Origin of the sequence: Actinomycetospora lemnae, assembly GCF_028737315.1 — a bacterium.
Lineage (GTDB): Bacteria > Actinomycetota > Actinomycetes > Mycobacteriales > Pseudonocardiaceae > Actinomycetospora > Actinomycetospora lemnae.
Window position 1 is genome coordinate 1 of sequence record NZ_JAQZAO010000012.1, and the last position, 21,850, is coordinate 21,850.

27 protein-coding genes are annotated in these 21,850 nt (G+C 75.6%); 14 read left to right on the forward strand and 13 right to left on the reverse strand.

What is annotated here, in order from left to right; all coding sequences use genetic code 11:
• The 4 genes from PGB27_RS23390 to PGB27_RS23405 all read right to left on the reverse strand — a co-directional run.
• On the reverse strand, positions 1 to 268 hold a 268-nt coding region (locus PGB27_RS23390), incomplete at its 3' end, for a hypothetical protein (RefSeq protein WP_274202833.1).
• A 56-nt stretch (positions 269 to 324) separates the two neighbouring features.
• The gene (locus PGB27_RS23395) at positions 325 to 672 is read right to left on the reverse strand and encodes a PadR family transcriptional regulator (protein WP_274202834.1); all 348 of its coding nucleotides are present in this window, start codon (positions 670 to 672) and stop codon (positions 325 to 327) included.
• 85 nt (positions 673 to 757) lie between these two features.
• Positions 758 to 1,951: a glycosyltransferase gene (locus tag PGB27_RS23400; RefSeq protein WP_274202835.1), complete on the reverse strand. Its 1,194-nt coding sequence runs from the start codon at positions 1,949 to 1,951 to the stop codon at positions 758 to 760.
• Positions 1,951 to 2,928, reverse strand: a complete 978-nt coding sequence (locus PGB27_RS23405) for a glucosyl-3-phosphoglycerate synthase (RefSeq protein ID WP_274202836.1) — start codon at positions 2,926 to 2,928, stop codon at positions 1,951 to 1,953. Before PGB27_RS23405 ends, PGB27_RS23400 begins: the two co-directional genes overlap by 1 nt.
• A 43-nt stretch (positions 2,929 to 2,971) precedes the next feature.
• Here PGB27_RS23405 and PGB27_RS23410 point away from each other — a divergent pair, with 43 nt between their 5' ends.
• The 6 genes from PGB27_RS23410 (at position 2,972) to PGB27_RS23435 (ending at position 7,931) form a co-directional block, all read left to right on the forward strand.
• Positions 2,972 to 3,946, forward strand: a complete 975-nt coding sequence (locus tag PGB27_RS23410) for a Gfo/Idh/MocA family protein (RefSeq protein ID WP_274202837.1) — start codon at positions 2,972 to 2,974, stop codon at positions 3,944 to 3,946.
• Positions 3,939 to 5,030 (forward strand): zinc-dependent alcohol dehydrogenase, encoded by a 1,092-nt coding sequence (locus tag PGB27_RS23415; protein WP_274202838.1) that lies wholly within the window; start codon positions 3,939 to 3,941, stop codon positions 5,028 to 5,030. The genes PGB27_RS23410 and PGB27_RS23415 overlap by 8 nt, the downstream gene beginning before the upstream one ends.
• Positions 5,031 to 5,073: 43 nt before the next feature.
• Entirely contained in the window at positions 5,074 to 5,556 is a 483-nt protein-coding gene (locus tag PGB27_RS23420) for a YbaK/EbsC family protein (protein ID WP_274202839.1), read from the forward strand.
• 109 nt (positions 5,557 to 5,665) lie between these two features.
• Positions 5,666 to 6,406, forward strand: coding sequence for an SDR family oxidoreductase (locus tag PGB27_RS23425; protein WP_274202840.1), 741 nt, complete (start codon positions 5,666 to 5,668; stop codon positions 6,404 to 6,406).
• Positions 6,407 to 6,423: 17 nt separating this feature from the next.
• Positions 6,424 to 7,314 carry an SDR family NAD(P)-dependent oxidoreductase gene (locus PGB27_RS23430; protein ID WP_274202841.1) on the forward strand — a complete coding sequence of 297 codons (891 nt, stop codon included), beginning with the start codon at positions 6,424 to 6,426 and terminating at the stop codon, positions 7,312 to 7,314.
• A gap of 17 nt (positions 7,315 to 7,331) precedes the next feature.
• The gene (locus PGB27_RS23435) at positions 7,332 to 7,931 is read left to right on the forward strand and encodes a TetR-like C-terminal domain-containing protein (protein ID WP_274202842.1); all 600 of its coding nucleotides are present in this window, start codon (positions 7,332 to 7,334) and stop codon (positions 7,929 to 7,931) included.
• Here PGB27_RS23435 and PGB27_RS23440 read toward each other — a convergent pair.
• The gene (locus PGB27_RS23440; protein WP_274202843.1) at positions 7,918 to 8,913 is read right to left on the reverse strand and encodes an L-histidine N(alpha)-methyltransferase; all 996 of its coding nucleotides are present in this window, start codon (positions 8,911 to 8,913) and stop codon (positions 7,918 to 7,920) included. The two genes, PGB27_RS23435 and PGB27_RS23440, sit on opposite strands and share 14 nt — an antisense overlap.
• On the reverse strand, positions 8,910 to 9,698 hold the full coding sequence (locus PGB27_RS23445) for a 2OG-Fe dioxygenase family protein (RefSeq protein ID WP_274202844.1): 789 nt from the start codon (positions 9,696 to 9,698) through the stop codon (positions 8,910 to 8,912). The genes PGB27_RS23440 and PGB27_RS23445 overlap by 4 nt, the downstream gene beginning before the upstream one ends.
• A 207-nt stretch (positions 9,699 to 9,905) precedes the next feature.
• On the opposite strand from PGB27_RS23445, the gene PGB27_RS23450 reads away from it, so the two are divergent.
• Positions 9,906 to 10,082, forward strand: coding sequence for a hypothetical protein (locus PGB27_RS23450; RefSeq protein WP_274202845.1), 177 nt, complete (start codon positions 9,906 to 9,908; stop codon positions 10,080 to 10,082).
• A 61-nt stretch (positions 10,083 to 10,143) separates the two neighbouring features.
• Here the strand turns inward: PGB27_RS23450 and PGB27_RS23455 are convergent, their stop codons facing one another.
• Entirely contained in the window at positions 10,144 to 11,919 is a 1,776-nt protein-coding gene (locus tag PGB27_RS23455) for an ABC transporter ATP-binding protein (protein ID WP_274202846.1), read from the reverse strand.
• Between the two features lie 100 nt (positions 11,920 to 12,019).
• Between PGB27_RS23455 and PGB27_RS23460 the strand changes: the two genes are divergently transcribed.
• Positions 12,020 to 12,433, forward strand: coding sequence for a MarR family winged helix-turn-helix transcriptional regulator (locus PGB27_RS23460; protein ID WP_274202847.1), 414 nt, complete (start codon positions 12,020 to 12,022; stop codon positions 12,431 to 12,433).
• A gap of 79 nt (positions 12,434 to 12,512) precedes the next feature.
• The gene (locus PGB27_RS23465) at positions 12,513 to 13,007 is read left to right on the forward strand and encodes a hypothetical protein (protein ID WP_274202848.1); all 495 of its coding nucleotides are present in this window, start codon (positions 12,513 to 12,515) and stop codon (positions 13,005 to 13,007) included.
• 3 nt (positions 13,008 to 13,010) lie between these two features.
• On the opposite strand, the gene PGB27_RS23470 is transcribed toward PGB27_RS23465, so the two are convergent.
• Complete coding sequence (locus tag PGB27_RS23470) at positions 13,011 to 13,880, reverse strand: alpha/beta fold hydrolase (protein ID WP_408630112.1); 870 nt, start codon at positions 13,878 to 13,880, stop codon at positions 13,011 to 13,013.
• Between the two features lie 90 nt (positions 13,881 to 13,970).
• On the opposite strand from PGB27_RS23470, the gene PGB27_RS23475 reads away from it, so the two are divergent.
• Positions 13,971 to 15,173 carry an acyl-CoA dehydrogenase family protein gene (locus tag PGB27_RS23475; RefSeq protein WP_274202850.1) on the forward strand — a complete coding sequence of 401 codons (1,203 nt, stop codon included), beginning with the start codon at positions 13,971 to 13,973 and terminating at the stop codon, positions 15,171 to 15,173.
• Positions 15,174 to 15,221: 48 nt separating this feature from the next.
• Here PGB27_RS23475 and PGB27_RS23480 read toward each other — a convergent pair whose 3' ends face one another.
• The gene (locus PGB27_RS23480; RefSeq protein ID WP_274202851.1) at positions 15,222 to 15,704 is read right to left on the reverse strand and encodes a MarR family winged helix-turn-helix transcriptional regulator; all 483 of its coding nucleotides are present in this window, start codon (positions 15,702 to 15,704) and stop codon (positions 15,222 to 15,224) included.
• 112 nt (positions 15,705 to 15,816) lie between these two features.
• Here PGB27_RS23480 and PGB27_RS23485 point away from each other — a divergent pair, with 112 nt between their 5' ends.
• Positions 15,817 to 16,230 carry a DUF5313 family protein gene (locus tag PGB27_RS23485; protein WP_274202852.1) on the forward strand — a complete coding sequence of 138 codons (414 nt, stop codon included), beginning with the start codon at positions 15,817 to 15,819 and terminating at the stop codon, positions 16,228 to 16,230.
• A 156-nt stretch (positions 16,231 to 16,386) separates the two neighbouring features.
• Positions 16,387 to 16,848: a DUF7144 family membrane protein gene (locus tag PGB27_RS23490; RefSeq protein ID WP_274202853.1), complete on the forward strand. Its 462-nt coding sequence runs from the start codon at positions 16,387 to 16,389 to the stop codon at positions 16,846 to 16,848.
• A 67-nt stretch (positions 16,849 to 16,915) separates the two neighbouring features.
• On the opposite strand, the gene PGB27_RS23495 is transcribed toward PGB27_RS23490, so the two are convergent.
• Both PGB27_RS23495 and PGB27_RS23500 read right to left on the reverse strand, forming a co-directional pair.
• Positions 16,916 to 17,236, reverse strand: a complete 321-nt coding sequence (locus PGB27_RS23495) for an SHOCT domain-containing protein (RefSeq protein WP_274202854.1) — start codon at positions 17,234 to 17,236, stop codon at positions 16,916 to 16,918.
• A 5-nt stretch (positions 17,237 to 17,241) separates the two neighbouring features.
• Complete coding sequence (locus PGB27_RS23500) at positions 17,242 to 17,703, reverse strand: DUF6325 family protein (protein WP_274202855.1); 462 nt, start codon at positions 17,701 to 17,703, stop codon at positions 17,242 to 17,244.
• A 202-nt stretch (positions 17,704 to 17,905) separates the two neighbouring features.
• On the opposite strand from PGB27_RS23500, the gene PGB27_RS23505 reads away from it, so the two are divergent.
• Complete coding sequence (locus tag PGB27_RS23505; RefSeq protein WP_274202856.1) at positions 17,906 to 18,190, forward strand: YrhK family protein; 285 nt, start codon at positions 17,906 to 17,908, stop codon at positions 18,188 to 18,190.
• A 3-nt stretch (positions 18,191 to 18,193) separates the two neighbouring features.
• Here PGB27_RS23505 and PGB27_RS23510 read toward each other — a convergent pair whose 3' ends face one another.
• Positions 18,194 to 19,573: a chloride channel protein gene (locus tag PGB27_RS23510; protein WP_274202857.1), complete on the reverse strand. Its 1,380-nt coding sequence runs from the start codon at positions 19,571 to 19,573 to the stop codon at positions 18,194 to 18,196.
• A 115-nt stretch (positions 19,574 to 19,688) separates the two neighbouring features.
• A complete protein-coding gene (locus PGB27_RS23515; RefSeq protein ID WP_274202858.1) occupies positions 19,689 to 21,194 on the reverse strand; it encodes an MFS transporter in 1,506 nt (501 codons plus the stop codon).
• A gap of 147 nt (positions 21,195 to 21,341) precedes the next feature.
• Here PGB27_RS23515 and PGB27_RS23520 point away from each other — a divergent pair, with 147 nt between their 5' ends.
• Positions 21,342 to 21,803, forward strand: a complete 462-nt coding sequence (locus tag PGB27_RS23520; RefSeq protein ID WP_274202859.1) for a DUF7144 family membrane protein — start codon at positions 21,342 to 21,344, stop codon at positions 21,801 to 21,803.
• Positions 21,804 to 21,850: the final 47 nt, after the last annotated feature.

Below are 21,850 nucleotides of genomic sequence, written 5' to 3' on the forward strand. Positions count from 1 at the left end.
GCGGCGGCAACGACTCCCCCAGCAACGACACCCTCGCGGTGAGGTCGGCGGCCTCGTCGCACCACCGCTTGGCGTCGTGGGCGTCCACGTGCCACAGGTCGCCCACCAGCCGGGAAGTCCCCCGATCGCCCGTCTGCTCGGCGACCCCGGCGGCCTCGAGCGCGGCGATGTCCTCCAACAACCGGAACTGCTCGGCGCGCAGCGCGACCATCCGCGCCCGAGCACGCTCGAGCAGCACCCGCCCGGCCGCTCCCAGTGATTCGCTCACGTGTTCGAACCTAGCGCCGACCCCCGACACTCCCGCCCAGGACGCTGAGACCCGTCTCAGGAAGACCCGGACCCGGCGCCGTCGGCGAGGCGGTGCGCCGACGCCGCGAAGGTGTCCGCGGCGCGGAGGCGGGCGCTGAGGGAGCGCTTGCCGACGTCGGTGAGCCGGTAGCGGCGGGGGTCCGAGGACGGGCGGCTCACGAGGCGGTTGCGCTGGAGCCGGTGCAGGGTGGGCACGATCCGGGAGTAGGGCAGGTCGAGCGCGTCGCCGACCTGCCTGCGCAGCGTCTCGGCGATCTCGTCGTGCCGCTTCGCGCCGTCGGCCAGCGCGGCCAGGACGAGGGCGTCGATCTGGCCGCGGTCGCGGATGCGGGCCCGCGAGCCGGTCGGGCGTGCAGTGGTCATGGTCAGCAGGATCGCCCGCCTCGACCGGCGCACAAACGACGCCGAAGGGCTCAGCACACGGGCCCGGACGGCCCATTCGCCCAGGTCACGCGGCCCCGGTCGCCCGGGGCGCCGTGCGCGCGAGGACCTCGTCGTACAGGTCGCGGTAGCCGCGCGCCATGACCGCGGGGGTGAAGCGGCGTCGGGCCGCGGCGCGGCAGGCGTCCCGGTCGAGGGTGCGGTCGGCGCCCGCGGCGAGCAGGTCGGCGAGGGTGTCCTCGTCGTCCCGCGCCACCAGCAGACCTGTGCCGGGCTCGTCGAGCAGCTCGGGCAGGCACCCGCGGGCGTAGCCGACGACGGGCGTGCCCAGCGCCAGCGACTCCACGATCCCGGTGCCGCCCGGCTCCTCCCACCGCAGCGGGCAGAGCTGCGCCGAGGCGGAGGCCACGAGCCGGTCGCGTGCGGTGCCGCCCAGCGCGCCCACCCACCGGACGCGGTCGCCGTCGAGCAGCGGGGCGACCCGGTCGCAGAACCACGCGACGTCCGGGTGCTCCCGCGCCCGCGGGTCGGTGGCGAGCGCGTCCGCCAGCGCTGCCTCGGAGTGGTGGGGCCCGACCGGGCCCGCGAGCACCACCCGGCGTCCGGTGCGGTGCGCCAGGCGGGCGGCGACGTCCTGGCCCTTGCCCGGGGTCAGGCGCGCGAGCACCACGAGGTGGTCCTCGACGCCGACGTCCGGCCCGGGGCGGTCGGCCAGCGGGGTGGCGAGGTGGACGTGCCCGAGCGCGTGGCGGCGCAGCGCGGCCGGGGCGCCGGCGAGCTGGGCCGCGGACACGCCGTTGACGACCACCCGGCCGCGACCGTCGAAGCGCCCGTAGAGCTCCGGGTGCTTGCCGAGGTCCCAGTGCAGCGTGTGCAGCACCGGGACGCCCGCATCGGCGTAGGCGACCAGGCCCCACGCCTCGAGGTGCGAGTGCACGAGGTCGACCCCGCCGTCGACCCCGCCGTCGCCACCGTCGCGGCCGCGCAGCTCCCGCAGGACCGCGTCGACGTGGGCGGCGGCCACGCCCATGACGCGGTTGTAGGGCGCCGCGATGTCGGCGAACCGCGGCTCGGGGAACGTCGTGATCTGCTCGTCGACCTCGAGCCGGCTCGCCCCGACCGTCGCCAGCACCACCCGGATCCCGAGCCGCCGCAGCTCCGGGACGAGCGTGGCGAGCACCGCCTCGATCCCGCCGTAGCCCTGCGGCGGCACGGGCAGCCACGGGCCGGCGTCGACGAGCACCGTCAGCGGCCGGCCCATCACGCCACCGGCCGCGAGGCTGCGAGGACCTCGCGCAGCGGCGGGCGCTCCTCCACCGCCACGTCGGTCTCGACGACCTCGCGGTCCAGCCCTCCCGGCCCCGGCTCGGACGGGCGCCGGAACTGCACGAGCGACGTCGCGGGGACGCAGGTCAGGGCGCCCTCGCGGGCCATCCGCGCCGCCGCCGCGAGCTGGATCTGCGCGGACATCCGCCCGAGGGCGGCCAGGTCGTGGTGCCGGTGGATCCGGACCCCGAGGTCGACCTGCGCCATGGCGTCGAGGCCGACGTGGTCGAGGACGTCGACGAGCATCGCCAGCTCGACGCCGTAGCCGGTGGCGAACGGGATGGCCTCGAGCAGCTCCCGGCGGGCCGCGAACTCGCCCGCCAGGGGCTGGACGAACCCGGCGAGCCGCGGCCAGGCGAGGTTGAGCAGCGGGCGGGCGACCAGCTCGCTGACCCGCCCGCCGCCGTCGACGTCGACGGTGCCGTCGCCGATCAGCGGCCGGTGGTAGAAGCCCTTGACGAACGCGACGTCCGGGTCCGCGAGCAGCGGTCCGAGCAGGCCGGTGACGAACGCGGGCTCGACGTCGCGTAGGTCGGCGTCGATCGCGGCGACCAGGTCGCCCGTGCTCGCGGCCAGGCCCTTCCACAGGGCCTCGCCCTTGCCGCGCGCGGGCGGCAGGTCCGCGAGCACGGCATCCTGGCCGACGACGGCCGCGCCCGCGGCGGCCGCGATCGCGGCGGTGGCGTCGCGGGAGCAGGAGTCGACGACGAGCACCTCGTCCACGAGCCCGGTCCGCTCGACGAGCGCCTCCCGGACGACGGTGACGATCCGGCCGATCGTCGCGGCCTCGTCACGGGCGGGGAGCACGACACTGATCCGCCGACGACCCTTGCGTTCGACCATCCGGTCGACGAGCCACTGCTCGGTACGGCTGGTGCGGCGCGTGAGCCACTGGCGGACCTCGGGAAGCACGCGGCGTGGTGCCCGATTCCCTCGTCCGGGTACCAGGGCGGCCGTGCACACCACGGGCTGTCGTGTCGGGATCGTCGGCGCGGGCGGGGTCGCCCGCCGGCACGCCGCGGCGCTGGCCGCGATGCCGGACGTGGCGGTGATCGGCGTGACCGACCCGGACGCCGCCCGCGCCGCGGACCTCGCGGGGACGGTCGCCACCACGCCGGCGGACGACGTCGACGACCTCGTCGCGCGCGGCGTCGATGCGGTGTGGGTGTGCGTGCCGCCGTTCGCGCACGGCGAGGTCGAGGAGCGCCTCGCGGCCGCCGGGGTCGCGCTGTTCGTGGAGAAGCCGCTCGGCCTCGACGTCGCGATGGCGCAGCGGGTGGGCGCGGCGGTGGCGGCGTCCGGGGTCCCGACGTCGGTGGGCCACCACTGGCGCTCGTCGACGGTGGTGGCCCGGGCGCGCGAGCTCCTCGCGGGGCGCACCGTGCGGCTGGTGGGCGCGACGTGGCTGGACAAGGTGCCCCCGGTGCCGTGGTGGGCGCAGCGGGGGTCGTCGGGCGGCCAGGTGGTCGAGCAGGCCGTGCACGTCCTCGACCTCGCCCGGCTCCTGGCCGGCGAGGTCACCGCGGTGCACGCCGTCGCCGACGCCGCCCCACCGGCCGGCGGTGACGTGGACTCGGCCACCGCCGGCACCCTGCGCTTCACCGGCGGCGCGGTCGGGACGCTCGCCGCCACCTGCCGCCTGGGCTGGAAGCACCGCGCGGGCGTCGAGGTCTACGCCGACGACCTGGCGCTGGGCGTCACCGAGGAGCAGCTGACGGTCCGCGACGGCGACGGGTCCTGGTCGGTCGAGGTCGACCCGGCCGACGCCCGCACCGCGGCCGACCGGGCGTTCGTCGACCACCTCGCCGGACGCGCCCCGTCCGGGCCGGGCGCGGTCGTCGGCTACGACGAGGCCCTGCGCACCCACCGGCTGGCCTGCGCGCTGGCCGACTCCGTGGCGTCGGGCGCGCCGGTGGTGCTGGATGCCTGAGGCACGGGTCCTCGTCGTCGACGGCCCCGGCCGCGTGCGGTTCGTGCCCGACGAGCCCACCGGTCCCCGCCCCGAGGGCGGGTTCGACGTCGTCACGCGGTTCTCGGGACTGTCCGCCGGCACCGACCTGAGCTGGGTGAAGGGCACCAACCCCATGCTCGCGACCGCCTGGGACCCGGAGCTCGGCCTGTTCGACGACACCCGTCCCGGCGCCGGCTACCCGGTGCGCAAGGTGGGCTACATGCAGGTCGGGGAGGTGGTCGACGCCGGCCCCGCGTCGGGGCGCACCGCCGGCGACCTCGTGGCGATGACCTACGGGCACCGCACCGCGCACCGTGCCGACCCGGCGACCGAACGGGTCGTCCCGCTGCCGCCCGGCCTCGACCCCGTGCTCGGCATCTACGCCGCGCACATGGGCCCGATCTGCGCCAACGGCGTGCTGCACGCGGCGGCCGAGGACGGCGGCGACACGCTCGACGCCGGGGTCCGCGACCGCGTCGTCGCCGTCGTCGGTGCCGGCGTCGTCGGCCTGCTGACCGCGCTGTTCGCGGCCGAGCTCGGGGCGGCGTCGGTGACCGTGCTCGACCCCACGCCCGGCCGGCGCGCCGTCGCCGAGGCGCTCGGTCTCGCCGCCCGGGACCCCGACGAGCCGGGCGCCGTCGCGGACCTCAAGCGCGGCTGGCGCCACGGCCCGGGCGACCACGGCGCCGACGTCGTCTTCCAGTGCCGCGGGCGGGCGACGGCGCTGGCGACGGCCCTGCGGCTGCTGCGGCCCCAGGGGACGGTCGTCGACCTCGCGTTCTACGCCGACGGTGCCGACGCCGTGCGGCTCGGCGAGGAGTTCCACCACAACGGGCTCGGGGTGCGGTGCGCGCAGATCGGGCGCGTCCCACGGGCGCTGCGCGGGACCTGGGACCGCGACCGCCTCTCGGCCCTGACGCTGGACCTGCTCGCGGCGCGGGGCGACGACCTGCTCGCGCACCTGGTCACCGACCGCGTCCCGCTGGCCGACGCCCCCGAGCACCTCGTGGCGCTCGCGGACGGCCGCCGGCACGCCGGCATCCAGACGGTCTTCACGGCCTGAACCCGCTCGCGGTCCGCTCGGCCGCCGTCCTAGCCTCCGCCCCGTGGAGACGACGACCGGCCGGGAGGCCGTGCGCGAGGCGCTGGCGGCGGCCGGGGCGCCGCGGGAGATCCGGACGTTCACGACCGCGGTGCCGTCGGCGGCGGCCGCGGCCGAGCAGCTGGGCTGCCCGGTGGGCGCCATCGCCAACAGCCTCGTGTTCACCGCCGGCGACGGGGTGGTGCTCGTGCTGGCGTCGGGCGCCCACCGCGTCGACCCCGGCCGGGTCGCCGCGCACCTGGGCGTCGCCAAGCGCCGGGTCAAGCGCGCCGACCCCGAGACCGTCCTGCGCGCGACGGGCCAGCGTGTCGGCGGCGTGGCGCCCGTCGGGCACCCGGCGCCGCTGCCGTGCGTCGTGGACGTCGCGCTGACCGCCTTCCCGACGGTCTGGGCCGGCGCGGGCGACGAGTACGCGATGTTCCCGACGACGGCCGCCGAGCTCGTGGGGCTCACCGGCGGGACGCTGCTGGAGGTCGCCGCCGGCTGAGCCGTGGCGCCGGTCGCCGTGACCGTCGGCACACCTCGAGATATGGACGCTGTGTCCTTATCGTGGTTCTATATGGGCACATCGTCCACATCAGGACCCGGAGGAGACCATGAGCAGCACCGAGACCACCCGCACCGCGCTCGTCACGGGCGGCTCCGGCGGCATCGGCCGGGCGGTGGCCGAGCGCCTCGCCGCCGACGGGATGGCGGTCGGCGTCCACTACGCGGGCAACAAGGCCCGGGCCGAGGAGGTCGTCGGCGCCATCGAGGCCGCCGGCGGGCGGGCGATCGCCGTCGGCGGCGACGTCGCCGACCCCGAGGAGATGGCCGCCGCGTTCGACGCGGTGGAGCAGGCCTTCGGCGGCGTCGACGTCGTCGCCAACACGGCCGGGATCATGATCCTGGCCCCGATCGCCGAGCTCGACCTCGACGACCTCGACCGCATGCACCGCACCAACATCCGCGGCACGGTCGTCGTCGCGCAGCTGGCCGCGCGCCGCGTCCGGGCCGGCGGCGCGATCATCGCCTTCTCGACGACGGTGACGCGCCTGTCCTTCCCGACCTACGGCGCCTACGTCGCCAGCAAGGGCGCCGTCGAGGCGCTGGTGCCGGTGCTCGCCCGCGAGATGCGCGGCCGCGACGTCACCGTCAACGCCGTCGCACCCGGGCCGACGGCGACCCCGCTGTTCCTCGACGGCAAGTCCGAGGAGCAGGTCGCGTCCCTCGCCGCGGCCCCGCCGCTCGAGCGCCTCGGACAGCCGGGCGACATCGCCGAGGCCGTCGCGTTCCTCGCCGGACCCGCGCGGTGGGTCAACGGCCAGACCCTGTTCGCCAACGGCGGGCTCGCCTGAGGCACGGAGGAGAGATCATGATCATCGTCATCAGCGGCGCCTCGAGCGGCTTCGGCGCCATGACCGCCCGCGCGCTGGCGCAGGCGGGACACACCGTCCACGCCGGCATCCGCGACACCGCCGGCCGCAACGCCGGCGCCGTCGCCGACGCCGCGGCCTTCGCCGCCGAGCACGGGGTGGACCTGCGGACCGTCGAGCTCGACGTCGCCGACCAGGCGTCGGTGGACGCCGCGGTCGCGCGGGTGGTCGCCGAGAGCGGCGGGCTCGACGTGGTGGTCCACAACGCCGGGCACATGGTGCTGGGCCCGACCGAGGCGTTCACCCCCGAGCAGCTCGCGAGCGTCTACGACACCAACGTCGTGTCCACCCAGCGGCTCAACCGCGCCGCGCTCCCCCACCTGCGCGCGCAGGGCCACGGGCTCGTGCTGTGGGTCGGGTCGACGAGCACGCGCGGCGGCGCCCCGCCCTACCTCGCGCCGTACTTCGCGGCCAAGGCGGGGATGGACTCGCTCGCGGTCAGCTACGCCGCCGAGCTCGCCCGCTTCGGCATCGACACCTCGATCGTCGTGCCCGGGTCGTTCACCAGCGGCACCAACCACTTCGCGCACGCCGGCCACGCGGCCGACGAGGCGGTGGCCGCCGCCTACGAGGAGCGCTACGGCGGGCTGATGGACCAGGTCGGGGCGCGCCTCGCCGAGCTGGCCCCGGCCGACGCCGATCCCGCCGAGGTCGCGCGGGCGATCGTGCGGGTCGTCGACACCCCGGCCGGCGAGCGCCCGTTCCGGGTGCACGTCGACCCGGCCGACGACGGTGCCGAGGTCGTCAACGCCGTCGGCGACCGCGTCCGCACCGAGTTCTACCGGCGCATCGGGCTCGACGACCTGCTGCACCCCCGGGCGCTGGCGTGACCGTTACCGTCACCCCGGTGACCGAGCAGCAGACCCCGCGGCGGGGCCGTGGGCGCCGACCCGCGGACGAGGTCCGCGGTGAGGTGCTCGCCGCCGCGGGGGATCTACTGCTCGCCGAGGGCATGGCCGGCTTCACGTTCGAGCGCGTCTCGGCGATCTCGGGCGCGAGCCGGACCACGCTGCACAAGTGGTGGCCCTCCCGCGGCGCGCTCGCGGCCGAGGCGTACTTCCGCACGGTGGAGAGCACGCTCGCCTTCCCCGACACCGGCGACATCGCCGCCGACCTCACCGAGCAGCTGCTCGCCTTCGTGCGGCTGATGACGCGGACGGCCGCGGGGCGGGTGATCGCCGAGCTGATCGGGTCGGCGCAGACCGACCCGGAGCTCGCCGCCGCCTACCGCGAGCACTACTCGGCGCCGCGCCGCGCGCTCGCGGTCACCGCGGTCGAGGCGGCCCGCGACCGCGGCCAGGTGCGCGACGACGTCGACGCCGAGGCCGTCGTCGACCAGCTGTGGGGCGCCTGCTACCACCGGCTGCTGATCCCCGACCAGCCGCTGACCGAGGCCTTCGCCCGCACGCTGGTCGACCAGCTCGTGCGGGGCCTCAGGCCCGCCTGAACAGGAACAGCCCGTACTGCCACACGGGGTCGATCCACTCGGTGTCGAGCGCGAAGCCCGCGGCCGCGGCCTCGGCGACGAACTCGGGGCGCCCGAACTTCACCGAGTAGCCGTGGACCAGCGAGTCCCCGCGGCGCAGGTCGAGGGTGTGGTCGAGGCCGCGGAAGGTGACCGTCTGGTCCTCGGTGGCGTAGAGGTGCCCGACGACCGCGGAGACCCCCGGGTCCCACCGGGCGCGCGGGTAGAACCGGTCGGTGCGGGCGTCGCCGTCGAAGACCCGCGTGAAGTGCTCGAGCTGGTTGAGCCGGAACCGCGCCTGGGCGGTGGCGCCGGGCGGGTCGTTGTAGGCGGCCTCGAGCACGTCGCCGGGCTTCCAGAGGTCGGCCGTGACGAGGAAGTGGTCGCCGGGCTCGAGGGTCGCGGCCACGTCGTCGAGCAGGGCGGCGCGCTCGCCGGTGGTGGTGTTGCCGACGGCGCTGCCCAGCCACACGACGGTGAGCGGCCCGGGCCGGTGCTCGCGCAGGTGGGCCAGGGCGGCCTCGTAGCGTCCCCACAGCCCCTGCACGGCCAGCCCGTCGATCTCGGCGGGCAGCTCGGCCGCGCTGCGCTCGAGCATCGCGCGGGTCACGTCGATCGGCAGGTAGGTCGTCGGGCGCCGTCGCTGACAGGCCCCGAGCAGGAGGCGGGTCTTGGCCGCGCTGCCGCTGCCCAGCTCGGCGACGTGGGCGCCGACCCGCTCGGCGACCTCGTCGGCGTGGCGCTCGAGCAGCCCGAACTCGGCCGGCAGCAGGTAGTAGGACGGCAGCTGCGAGAGCTCGACCCACAGGTCCGCGCCGACGGCGTCGTAGCCGTACCAGGCGGGGATGCGCGGCGGTGTCTCGCGCAGGCAGGCGACGACGGCGTCGCGGTCGTCCCAGGACGCGGCGTCCTCGACGGACTCGACGGTGAGGATGTCGAGTGACGTCGACGGTGTCGCGGTCACGCGTCACCCCCCGCGCGCATGAAGGTGACGACGAGGACGTCCCGGCGCGCGGGCTTCGCCGGGTCGACGGGGCGGATCGGGTCGACGCCGTGCCAGGTGCGCCGGTCGTCGCCGACCAGCAGCGTCCCGTGCTCGGCCAGCGTCGTCGTCAGGATCTCCCGGCCGTCGCCGTCGACGACCGTGCTCGTGCCGCCGGTGGCGTTGCCCCGGTCGACGAGCAGCGAGGACACCAGCGTGACCCCGTCCTGGTGGCGCCCCTCGGGGGTCGCGTCGCCGCGGCTGTCGGCGGAGCCGAGCACGCGGAACGGGTGGACGTGGACGTCCCAGCGCGGCGGGTCGTCCAGCGCGGCGGCGATCCCGCCGAGCAGGGCGAGGACCCCCTCGAGGATCGGGTCGGTGAGGAAGGCCTCGGTCAGCGGCTCGAAGGCGCGGCCCTCGTCGACGAACAGGGGGTTGGTGTCGGCGGGCTGGCGGAACTCGCCGTGGGGCGTGAGCTCGCGCCGCCCGTCCGGGGTGACGGCGAACCGGCCGTACCGGCGGCGGCGCTCAGTGCCCGAGCGCGCGGCGTAGGGGTCGGCGGCGAGGTCGTCCCAGTGGTCGGCGAAGGCCGCCCAGCGCGTCTCGTCGGCCGCGAGGAGGCGCAGCACGTCGGCGCCCGGCACGACGTGGGCGCCGGGGTCGACGACGGCCGCGCGGGCCCGGTCGAGGACGGGGTCGTCGCCGGTGTCCGTGGCTGCCTCCGTGGCGGGGGTCCGGGGGGTCCGGTGCTCGCTCGTCACACGCATGGACGTTCGGCTACCCACCCGGACGGGCGTCCTGCACGCGGGGCGACGGTGGCGCGCGACGAGGTTCGGCGTAGCATTGACGAGGCGCTACTGGATCGATCCGGAACCTCCTCGGCTCCGGATCCCCGGCCGGCGCCCGGGACCGCCCGGTCGACACGCCGGGAGGCCACCGCTCCCCGTACACCCTGTTGCGAAGCGAAGGTTCCCGTGTCCCTCAGCACCACCCCCGAGCCCGAGGTCGACGCCCTCGACACCGAGATCGCGGAGCTGCGCCAGCTCCTCGACCGGCTCGACGGCCTGACCCACCAGGCGCGCACCCGTCTGCGGCGCATCGAGCAGCACCGCAACGGCGTCGACGCCCGCTGGATCGACCGGACGCGCTGACGATCGTCCCCCAGGCCCGCCCCGACCCCGTCGGGGCGGGCCGACGTGTGTCCGGGCCCGCTCAGGCCGCCAGCGCCGCGTAGCGGCCCTCGCGGTCGACCAGCTCGGCGTGCGTCCCGCTCTCGACCACGCGGCCGTGGTCGAGCACCGCGATGCGGTCGGCGTGGCGCACCGTCGAGAGGCGGTGCGCGATCGTCAGCGTCGTGCGGTGGCGCGCGAGGTCGTCGAGGGCGAGCTGCACCGCGCGCTCGGTCTCGGTGTCCAGGGCGCTGGTGGCCTCGTCGAGGACGAGCACGCGTGGGTCGCGCAGCAGCGTGCGGGCGATGGCGATGCGCTGCTTCTCGCCGCCGGAGAACCGGTGGCCGCGGGCCCCGACCATCGTGTCGTAGCCCTCGGGCAGCGCGGCGACGACGTCGTGGATGCGCGCCGCGCGGGCGGCCGCCTCGACCTCGGCGTCGGTCGCGTCGGGCTTCGCCGCGCGCAGGTTCTCGCGCACGGTGGTGTGCAGCAGGTAGGTCTCCTGGCTGACGACGCCGACGACGCGCGCGAGGTCGGCGAGGCGCAGGTCGCGCAGGTCGACGCCGTCGATCGTGATGCGGCCGGCGTCGGGGTCGTGGAGGCGGGCGACGAGCGCGCCGAGCGTCGTCTTGCCCGACCCGGTCTCCCCCACCAGCGCGAGCGTGGTGCCGGCCGGGATGGTCAGGTCGACGTCGTCGACGGCGGGGCGGTCGCCGCCGGGGTGGGTGAACGTGACGCCCTCGATCCGGACCTCGCCCCGCACGTCACCCAGCTCGACCGGGTGCTCGGGGTCGGCGATGTCCACGGTCAGGTCCTGGTACTCGAAGATCCGCGCGAACAGGGCCAGCGAGCTGGCGACCTGCACGCCGACGTCGAGCAGGCCCGAGAGCGGGCGGAAGATGCCGGCCTGCAGCGAGGTGAAGGCGACGAGCGTGCCGATCGAGAGCTCGCCGACGGTCCAGGGCAGCCCGGCGCCGAGGTAGATCAGGGCCGGGATCGCGGCGAAGACCACGCTCATCGTGGCCATGCGCCAGCGGCCCGCGAGCTGGGAGCGCAGCTCGAGGTCGGTGAGGCGCGCCGAGGACGCCGTGAAGCGCTCGACCAGCGCGGGGCCGGTGCCGAGCGTGCGGTGCAGCGCGGCGGCGTCGACCGACAGGCCCTCCTCGATGGTGACGTTGAGGTCCGCGAGCTCGCGCTGGCGGGCGGCGGTGAGCTCGCGGCGCATCCGGGCGACGCGCCGGCTGATGAGGATCGCCGGCGGCAGCACCACGAGCGTGACCAGCGAGAGCTGCCAGGACAGCGCGACCATCGCGACGGCGGTCGCGACGACGGTGGTGAGGTTGGCGGCGATCGACGTCGCGGTCGAGGTGACCACGGTCTGCATGCCGCCGATGTCGTTGGTGATGCGCGACTGCACCTCACCGGTGCGGGTGCGCGTGAAGAAGCCCAGCGACTGGCGCTGCAGGTGGGCGAAGACGTCGGTGCGCAGCCGGTGCATGACGCGCTGCCCGACGCCGGTGGAGATCCAGGTCTGGACGACGCCGAGCGCGGCGGTGACCGCGGCGACCGCGACCATGCCGCCGGCGAGCCAGGCGAGCAGGGGCAGGTCGCGGTGCGGGAGCGCGTCGTCGATGACGGCGCGCAGCAGGAACGGCGAGGCCATCGCGACGATCGACGACGCGGCGATGACGGCGACGACGACCGCGAGCGGTCCGCGGTGCGGGCGGAACAGGCGCGCGATGCGCCGGAGGGACACGTGCCGGGCCTGTTCGGCATCACGGGCGCGGGTCTCGGGAGAGGTGTCGACGGGGCGGGGCAAGGGGCGGCTCCCTGCGGTGGGGTGGCGGTGGTGGTGGTGGCCTTGTGCTGAGGCAACCTCAACATGAGGCTACAACAGCACCTCGCCTAGACTATTCCCCGTGGAGGAGGACGGCTCGCTGGCCGCGGCGTTCTGGCAGGTCGCCCGCCGCCTGCGACACCAGTCGCGCGAGGCCCTCGCCCCCTGGGGCGTCTCGCCCTCGCAGCTGCGTGCCCTCGACGTGCTGCTGCGCCACGGCCCGGTGCGCCCCGGCGGGCTCGCCGAGCACCTGCACATCGCCCCGCGCTCGGCCACCGAGGTCGTCGACGCGCTCGCCGAGCGGGGTCTCGTCGAGCGCCGCCCCGACCCGGCCGACCGCCGCGCCACCCAGGTGGTGGTCACCGACGCCGGCACCGCGCTGGGCGAGGCCGTCCGCGCGGCGCGCGCCGCCGAGGCCGACCGCGTGTTCGCCGTGCTCTCCGAGGCCGACCGGGCCGAGCTGCACCGCCTGCTGCGCCGGCTCGCCGAGGACTAGACCCGTTTCGTCCCGCGGGACTCGCGGCCGCCCGCGTCCACACGGTCATGATCGCAGGCCCGGTCGGGCACCCTGCGCCATGACGAGCAGCAGGGGACGGACGCTGGCGACGGCCGCGCTCGCGGGCGCGGGCGCGGGGCTGGCCGGCGTGGCCGCGATGACGGCGCTGGAGAAGGTCGAGCAGGCGGTGCTCGGCCGGCCGTCGTCGTACGTGCCGGCCCGGACGCTGAAGGCGGTGCTCGGCGGCGACCCGTCCGACGCCGAGCGCCCGCCGGCGTGGAACCACGCGATGCACTGGGGCACCGGCGCACTCGTCGGCACGCTGCACGGCGTCTGGGCCGCGCTCGGGATGCGGGGCCCGCGCGCGCACCTCGCCCACACCGCGGTCCGGCTGGCGACCGACCAGACGCTCGAGAACGCGACCGGCATCGGCGCGCCGCCGCACACGTGGCCGTGGCGCGAGCAGGCGGTCGACGTCGCGCACAAGGCGGTGTACTCGCTGGTCACGGGCCTGGTGGCCGAGCGCCTCGTGGCGCCGGAGCTCGAGTCGCACCGGGGTCGGGTCAGCCACTGACGCTCACGCGGCGTCCAGCACCTCGCGGAGCGTCGCGGCGAACTCGTCGGGCTTGCCCGGCCAGCCGAACTCGCCGTCGAGGAAGCCGCCGTGGTGGCTCGGGAAGACGACGGCCTCCCGGCCGAGCGCGGCGGCCGTGGCGCGGGCGGTGCGCGCGGTGTAGGTGTCGCCGCTCTCCTCGCCAACGGCGACGACGACGCGGGTGGGCACGGTGGTCAGCCGGTCGACGTCGAGGACGTAGTCGGTGACGGCGAGCGAGCGGTCGGACAGCAGTGGGTCGTCGCGGGAGCCGTCGTCCTCGGCCGGCATGCCGAACGCCGCCGGGTCCGGGGCCGGCTGGGCGAAGTAGGCGTCGGTGAACTCGCCGGACCACGACGACATGGCCATGAAGCCGGCCATCCCGTGCCCCCAGCCCTTGGCCTGGTAGGCCTCGCGGAACCCGCGGGACGCGCGGTCGGTGGCGGCGGCGTCGGGCAGCACGCCGGTGATCGGCGGCTCGTGGGCCACGAGCGTCACGACGTCCTCGGGGTGCGCGGTGACGAGCTGCAGCCCGGTGACCGCTCCTCCGCTGCTGCCGAACACCTCGACGGGACCGGCGCCCAGCTCGGCGACGAGCGCGTGCAGGTCCTCGGCCTGGGTCAGTGGATCGTTGTCGGTCCGGCCGTCACTGCGGGTGCTGCGCCCGAGCCCGCGCGGGTCGTAGGTGACGACGGTGCGGTCGGGGAACCGCGTCGCGAGGGCACGGAAGCCGCTCGCGTCCATCGGCTGGCCGATCATCAGCAGCACCGGGCGGCCGTCGGCGGGCGGCAGCGGGCCCTCCACGTCGTAGACGATCTCGGCGCCGGCCGTCGACAGGACACGCGTCTCCACCACGACTCCTCGGGAGGGTACGAAAAGAGGACCAAGGAGTTGGAGCGTTGCATTCCCCGTGCGGAGGGTCAAGGACGGTGATGAGGTGACCCCATGCCGGAGTCGGACCCCGCCGCCGCGACCACGATCGTCACCACCCCGGAGCAGGAGAAGCTGCGCGGCGAGGTCCGCGAGCTGTGCGCCCGCTTCCCGGACTCCTACTGGCGCGAGCGCGACCGGGCCCGCGAGTACCCCGACGCGTTCGTCGAGGCGCTGACCGAGGCCGGCTACCTCGCGGTGCTCATCCCCACCGAGTACGGCGGCGGCGGGCTCGGGATCACCGAGGGCTCGATCGTGCTCGAGGAGATCAACCGCTCCGGCGGGCACTCGGCCGCGTGCCACGCGCAGATGTACACGATGGGCGCCCTGCTCAAGCACGGCAGCGAGGAGCAGAAGCAGACCTACCTGCCCGCGATCGCCGACGGCACCCTGCGCCTGCAGGCCTTCTCGATCACCGAGCCGGGCGCGGGCTCCAACACCACCGACATCCGCACCACCGCGACCCGCGACGGGGACTCCTACGTCCTCACCGGGCACAAGAACTGGACCAGCCGCCTCGAGCAGTCCGACCTCGCCCTCGTCCTCGCCCGCACGGCGCCCCGCAGCGAGGACCCGGCGGAGCGCACGCGGGGCATCAGCCTCTTCCTCGTCGACCTGCGCGAGATCCGACGCGACCAGCCCGACACGCTGCAGGTCACGCCGGTGCGCACGATGTTCAACTACGCCACCAACGAGGTGCGCTACGAGGGCATGCGCGTGCCCGCGAGCGCGCTGATCGGCGAGGAGGGCCGGGGTTTCCGCTACGTCATCGACGGGTGGAACGCCGAGCGCATCCTGCTCGCGGCCGAGGCGGTCGGCGACGGCTACTGGTTCATCGGCCGGGCGACGGACTACGCGAACGACCGCCAGGTCTTCGACCGTCCCATCGGCGCCAACCAGGGCGTGCAGTTCCCGCTCGCCCGCGCCTACGCCCAGGTCACCGCCGCCGACCTCATGCGCTACCGCGCGGCGGCCCTGTTCGACGCCGGCGAGAAGTGCGGCGAGCAGGCCAACCTCGCGAAGTTCCTGGCCAGCGAGGCGAGCTGGCAGGCCGCGAACGCCTGCCTCGACACCCACGGCGGCTACGGCTTCGTCGACACCTGGGACGTCGAGCGCAAGTTCCGCGAGACGCGGATGTACCAGGTCGCGCCCGTGAACAACAACCTCGTGCTCGCCTACGTCGGCCAGCACGTCCTGGGGCTGCCGCGCTCCTACTAGGTGCGCTTCGCGGCCCTCCGAGGTGGCGGACCGGTCGGGGGGCGCCCCTCAGCGCCCGGCCTGCGCCCGCCGCGCCGCCCCGATCACCTCGGTGAGCGCGCCGTGCAGGTCGCGGAGCTCGCCGACGTCCATCGCGAGGCGCTCGACGATCGCCGGCGGGATCCGCTCGGCCTCCACGCGGAGCGCGACACCGGCGTCGGTGAGGCGCACGGCGAGCGAGCGCTCGTCGTCGCGGCTGCGCTCGCGGGTGAGGTAGCCGGCGGCCTCGAGACGCTTGAGCAGCGGCGAGAGCGTGCCGGGGTCGAGCTCGAGCCGGCGCCCCAGCTCGGTGACCGACAGCGGCGCCTCCTGCCAGAGCGCCAGCATGACGAGGTACTGCGGGTGCGTGAGGTTCATCGGCTCGAGCAGCGGCTTGTACACCGAGATCACGGTGCGGGCCGCCACCGCGAGCGCGAAGCACACCTGGTTCTCGAGGGCCAGGGGGTCGACGTCGTCGGGGAACGCCGGCAGGGCCTTCTCGAGCGCGTCCATCACGGCCTCCCGGTCTCGCCGGGGCTGTGGTGCAGCTCCCGGTGCCCCCAGCTTACGTGGTGCACATACTATTGGGGTGCAAACCATTGGGGCAGCGAGCATGGGAGCCCGCATGACGCCCGAGACGCCCGTCCGCCGGCCGAACCCCCTGCGGTGGCTCTGGTACGCCTACGGGGGCGGGCTACCCGCGCGCCACGCCTCCTGGGTGCTGCACGACACCACGTGCCGGACCTGGTGGTTGCGCCACGTCCTGCGGGCGATCGTGCAGATCGCCCCGTTCGTCATCGCCATCATCGTGTTCGTGCCCGGCCCGCTGTGGCTGCGGACGATGTGCGCGCTCGGCGGCGCGATCATGGGCCTGATCTTCTCGATCAGCTACCTGCACGAGACGGCCGAGCACCGGCTGGTCAAGGCGGGCTACCCGCTGGGCACCGGCCCGGCGACCCGCGCGGAGCGCACCGCCGACCGGGACGCCGCGGCGGCCGATCGCTACGCCGCGCGCTACCGCATGCCGCCCGGCGACTGAGGCCCTCGCGCGCTCCGCGCCCACGTCCACGCCCGCCTGGACAGCGGCACCGGCGAGGTCCTCGACCGGCGCGCCCGCTCGTCCTGCGCGGGTGAGGCACGCGCCCGCGGCGCCGCGACACGCTGGGTCGTCGTCGAGGCGAGGAGGAGAGACGCGATGGCCGACACGAAGCGCACCCCGGCACAGTGGGTGGACGCGATCTACTGGCGGGAGCCGCAGTCGTACGGCACCGACGTCGACGACCGGACCCCCTGGATCCGCTTCGCCGCCGTGATGATGATGCTGATCGGCGCGTTCGCCGTGATCCAGGGCCTGGTCGCGCTGCTGAGCCCCGACTTCTACGTGACGAACGGCGACGGCCGCGTGCTCGTCGTCCTGTCCGCCGCAGGCTGGGGCTGGGTCCACCTCGTGCTCGGCGTGCTCGTCGCCGCGGCCGGTGTCGGGGTCCTCGCCGACCAGCTGTGGGCGCGGGTGGTGGGGATCGTCCTCGCCGCGATCAGCGTCGTGGTCAACCTGGCGTTCATCGCGGCCTACCCGATGTGGGCGGTCGTCGTCATCGCCCTCGACGTCGCGGTGATCTGCGCGCTGGTGGTCGGCCGCCGGTTCCCCCGCACCTGAGGGCGCCGGACAGCACCGCCGGACAGCACCGCCGGACAGCACCCCGGGGTGCTGTCCGGCGGGCCGCTCAGCCGAGGATCCGGCGCTTCTGCTCCTCGAACTCCGCGTCGGTCAGCACGCCCTGGCTGCGCAGCTCCGCGAGCTCCTTGAGCTGGCTGATCGTGTCGCCGCCGCCACCCGCGGGTGGTGGGGGCGGCGGAGGCGCGGACGAGGGCTGCGGTTCGTACGGCGGTGGATACGACGGCGGTGGATACGACGGCGGCGGGGCGGACGCGGCCTCCTGGGCCGCCCACCGCCCGGCCTGGCGGCGCGAGACGCGGTTCGACACCGCGGTCGCCGTGCCCGCCACCAGCGCGGTCCGTGCGAGTCCCCGCAACAGTCCCGGCATGTCCCTCACCCCGTCCCGTCCGCCCCGACGGCCGCGGGCGCGGCGTCGAGGGAGGCCATCACGAGGTCGACGGGGATCCGTCCCCCGGCGACCAGCTGCGCCCCGCCGCGGCGCAGCGCCGAGGCCAGCGGCGCCGCCCACACGTTCTCGTAGACGAGGACCACCGCGGTCGCGCCCGGCGCCAGCACCGAGCCGGCCTCCGCGAGGTCGCCCTCGTCGAGCAGCCCGGACGCGGCGCCGTGGAACAGCGCGAGGTCGAGGGACCCGTCGCCGTCGAGGTCGGCGATCTCGATCCGCGTCACCGAGCGGTCGTCCTCCTTGCGCAGGAAGACCAGGTCGAGGATGCGGATCAGGCCACGGTCCACGAGGTCGAGCAGCAGGGGCAGGCCCTCGCCGGTCGCCGCGCCCGGGGGGAACTCGACGATCAGGTAGTCGATGGGCCCGGTGTCGGGCGGCTGGTCGTCCACGGTCTCCTCCTTCCGTCGGCCCCCGCACGTCGGGAGGCGGGGCCGTGCTCGACGCTCCCGTGCCGGCGACGCCGGGGCATCGCCCGCGGTGGGTGACCGGGCGGGCCCGCCGACCCGGGCCGCCGGCCGGACCGATCATCCCCGCCGGGTGAGCCGCGCGCGCCCGCGCGGTTGTTGTCTCGTGACACCGCCTGGAGGAGGGGTGACCGTGTTCCTGATCTGGTACCTGCGCCGCATCAGCCGGACCGCCCACGACGTCCCCTGGGTCCACCTGGCCATCGGCCTCGTGGGCAACCTCGCGTTCGTCGTCGGCAGCCTGTTCTTCCTCAGCCCGGCGCTGACCCGGGCCGGGACCTGGCTGTTCGTCGTCGCGTCCTGGGGGCTGCTCATCGGCGTGCTCGGCGAGATCCTGGTCCGCTACGAGACGCGGCGGCGGGCGGCGTCCGCCGGGCAGGCGGGGACCGCCCCGGCCGCCGTCGACGGGTGAGCCCTAGGCCGCCGCGGCCTCGTGCGCGGGGCCCGGTGCCGGGCCCAGCCGGGCCGCCGCGACGTGGGCGACGACCACCGCCACGATCACCAGCGGGGTGACGACCAGCCCGTCGTCCGCGAGCAGCAGCACGGCGAGCAGCACCGAGGTCAGGGGCAGCCGCAGCATCACCACGGACATCGCGCCGATGCCCATGGCGACCGCCGGCACGAGCGAGAGCCCGGGCAGCGGGGCGAGCGCGAGCCCGCCCGCCGCCCCGAGGAACATCGCCGGGAAGATCGGGCCGCCGCGGAAGGCGCTGAGGCAGATCAGGTAGCCGAGCCCCTTGCACACCACGAGGACCACGAGGGCGCCCACCGAGTACCGCGCGGGGTCGGCGAGCAGGGCCGGCAGGGCCTCCTGGCCCGAGAAGAGCACGTCGGACGAGGAGTGGCCGGTGGTGAGCGCGTAGAGCGTCGCGAGGGCCGCGACCACCAGCCCCGCGAGGGTCGTCAGCAGGAGCCGCGACCGGTCGACCAGGTCGCGCACCCGCAGGGCGAGCCGCGAGATCGTCGTGCCCAGCAGCGCGGCGGCGATGCCGATGACGACGGCCCAGCCGAACTGGGCGACGGTCGGGTGCGCGAAGTCCGGGAGCCCGGGCAGGGCGAGGGACACGGTGCCGAGCCCGGTCAGCGAGTCCAGCCCGAGGAAGATCAGCGAGCCGATGCCGGACGCCAGGAGGCCCGGGAGCAGGACCAGGCCCAGCGTCGCGCCCCCGATGCCCGCGGCCTCCATGAGCAGGAACGCACCGAGCAGCGGCGAGCCCAGCAGCGTGCTGATCGCGGCGAAGCTCCCGGTGCTCGCGACGACGGTCACCGCTGACGGGGCGGGCGACGAGCGGGCGGCCCGGACCGCGAGGACGGCGAGGCCGCCGCCGATGGCGATCAGCGGCGCCTCGGGGCCGAGCACGGCCCCGAACACCAGGGTCCCGGCGGCCGCGAGGACCACGCCCGGGAGCTCCCGCGCGGTCGGCGGCGGGTGGGGCGCGAAGCCGTCCGCGGGCGAGTGCCCGCCGTGCCCGGGCAGGTAGCGGATCGTCGCCCCGACGAGCAGCCCGCCGACCGCGAGCACGGGCAGCGGCCACCACGCGGGCGACGGGCCGAGGCCGAGCGCCGCCGGCAGCCGGACGAACAGGGCCTCCTGGAGCACCGCCACGCCCTGGAGGAACCCGTACGCCAGGGCCGAGATCGGCACCCCGATCACCGCGGCGAGCGCGAGCAGCCGCAGGTAGGCCGGCGAGCGGAGCAGCTCGGCCGGGCTGGGGCCCGCGGCCGGCCCGTCCGACCCGTCCTGGCTCGCACCGGACGTCGCCGCCTGGTGGTTCCCGGTCGTCCCCGCGGACATCACGACGCCCCCGGGACCGTCGCCACCGGGATGGCGGTGCTCGAGGCCTCCCCCGTCATGCGGTCCAGGTCCGCCTCGATGACCCGGACGAACGGCGTCGCGCGGAGCACGGCCGTCACACCGCGCCGCCCACCGGGCGCGCGTCCCGCTCCGGCGGCACCGGGATCGTGTGGGTCGTCGACGCGGCGGCGGCCGCCAGCTCGGCGGCGTTCGGCCGCGGCCGCCGGCCCGCGCGGCGGGCGAGCGGGATGCCCAGGACGCTGATGATCGCCAGCGCGATCACCGCGCGGGAGAAGGCGGTGGCCAGGGCGTCGGGAGGGGCGGCGCCGGCGGCGGTCCGCGCGGCGTCCGTCGAGGTGTAGATCCCGGAGACGATCGCGGTCACGACGGCGCCGCCGACGTAGCGGGCCATGTTCGAGATGCCCGACGCCGCGCCGACCTGGGCCGGCGGCACCGCGGCCGTCGCGGCGGACGACGCGGGCCCGTTGGAGAAGCTCAGCCCGACGGCGACCGCGAGCAGGCCCGGCAGGAACCACAGGTAGGTCCACGAGGCGTCGACGAACGCCAGCGCGACGAACCCGCCGGTGAGCAGCACGAAGCCGAGCACCACGACGGGGCGGGCGCCGATCTTGTGGGCGAGGGGCGTGATGACGGGCGCCGCCACGACGACGAGCGCGGCCACCGGCAGGCAGGCGAGCCCCGCCTCCAGGCTGCTCATGCCGAAAGCGACGGGGTCCTGGAAGTACAGGCTGAGGAGGAACGAGATGCCGGCGATCGCCCCGGCGCCGATGAGGATGGCGACCGTCGAGCCGACGAGCAGGGCGTTGCGCAGCAGCCCGAGGTCGACCAGGGGCGCGGGGACGCGGCGCTCGACGAGGACGAAGCCGACGGCCGCCAGGGCCGAGACGACGAAGCAGCCGATGGTCGCGGGCGAGCCCCAGCCCCACGTCCCGCCCTCGGTGATCCCGAAGACCAGGGGCGCGAGGATCGCCGCCACGAGGACGGTGCCCCAGAGGTCGATCGAGCGGGGACGGTCCGGGTCGCGCGACTCGGGGACCGCGGCGAGGACCCACGGGATGCAGGCCGCGGCGATCGCGGCGTCGATCCAGAACAGGCCCTGCCAGCCCGTCGCCTCCGCGAGCACGCCGCCGACCACCGGGCCCGCGGCGGCCCCGGCCGCCGAGGCGGCGCCCCACAGCGTCACCGCGCGCAGCCGCGCCGGTCCCTCGGTGGCGACCGAGAGCAGCGACAGCCCCGTCGCGAGGATGGCGGCGCCGGACGCGCCCTGGATCACGCGCCCGAGCACGACCACCTCGCCCGTGGGCGCCAGGGCGATGAGCACGCAGGACGCCACGAAGAGGCCCAGCCCGGCCACGAACATCAGGCGGCGCCCGAAGACGTCGCCCATGGCCCCCGTGGTGACGATGGTGGCCGCCCCGACCAGGAGGTAGCCGGTCACCGCCCACTGCAGCAGCGAGATCGGCGCCGCGAGGTCGGTGCTGATCGAGGGCAGCAGGATGCTCACCGCCGAGGTGTTGGCGTTCACCACGAACGTCGAGAGGCAGCTCGTCGCGAGCACGCTGCCCGCCCCCCGGATCCTGGGCGCCTCCGTGTCGGTCATGCGGCGAGCCTGCGGCCCCGGCCGGGGTCCTCGCCTCATCCACTCCGGGTGAGTCCCGGCCCGTCTCATCCGGTTGGGGTGAGGTCCGCGAGCCCGCCGCGGAGCACCGTCGGCCACCACGATCCGAGGTGTGCCCTGGAGGAGATCATGACCGAACAGCAGACCCCGCCGGTCTCGGGACCGACGATGACGCCCCGTGCGAACGGGAGGACGGCTCCCCGCGACTCGGGCGCCTGGACGGGGTGGGTCCGCTTCGGCGGCGTCGTGATGACGATCATCGGCGGCTTCGCGGTGATCCAGGGCTTCTTCGCGCTGTTCTCGCCGACCTACGTGACGCTGACGGGCGCGGGCGTCCTGTTGCTCGACCTCACGGCGTGGGGCTGGCTGCACATCCTGCTCGGCGCCCTGGTGCTGGCCACCGGCCTGGCCCTCGTGGGCAGCGCGCCGGGCTGGGCCCGCGGCACGGCCATCGTGCTGCTCGCGCTCAACACGATCGTGCAGCTGGCCTACATGCCCGCCTACCCGATCTGGTCGCTCGTCCTCATCGTCCTCGACATCGTCGTGATCTTCGCGCTCATGGTCACGTGGGACGAGGCCTCCGCCTACTGATCCGCCTACTGATCCGCCTATTGATCCGCCGACGGAGCCACCGGACA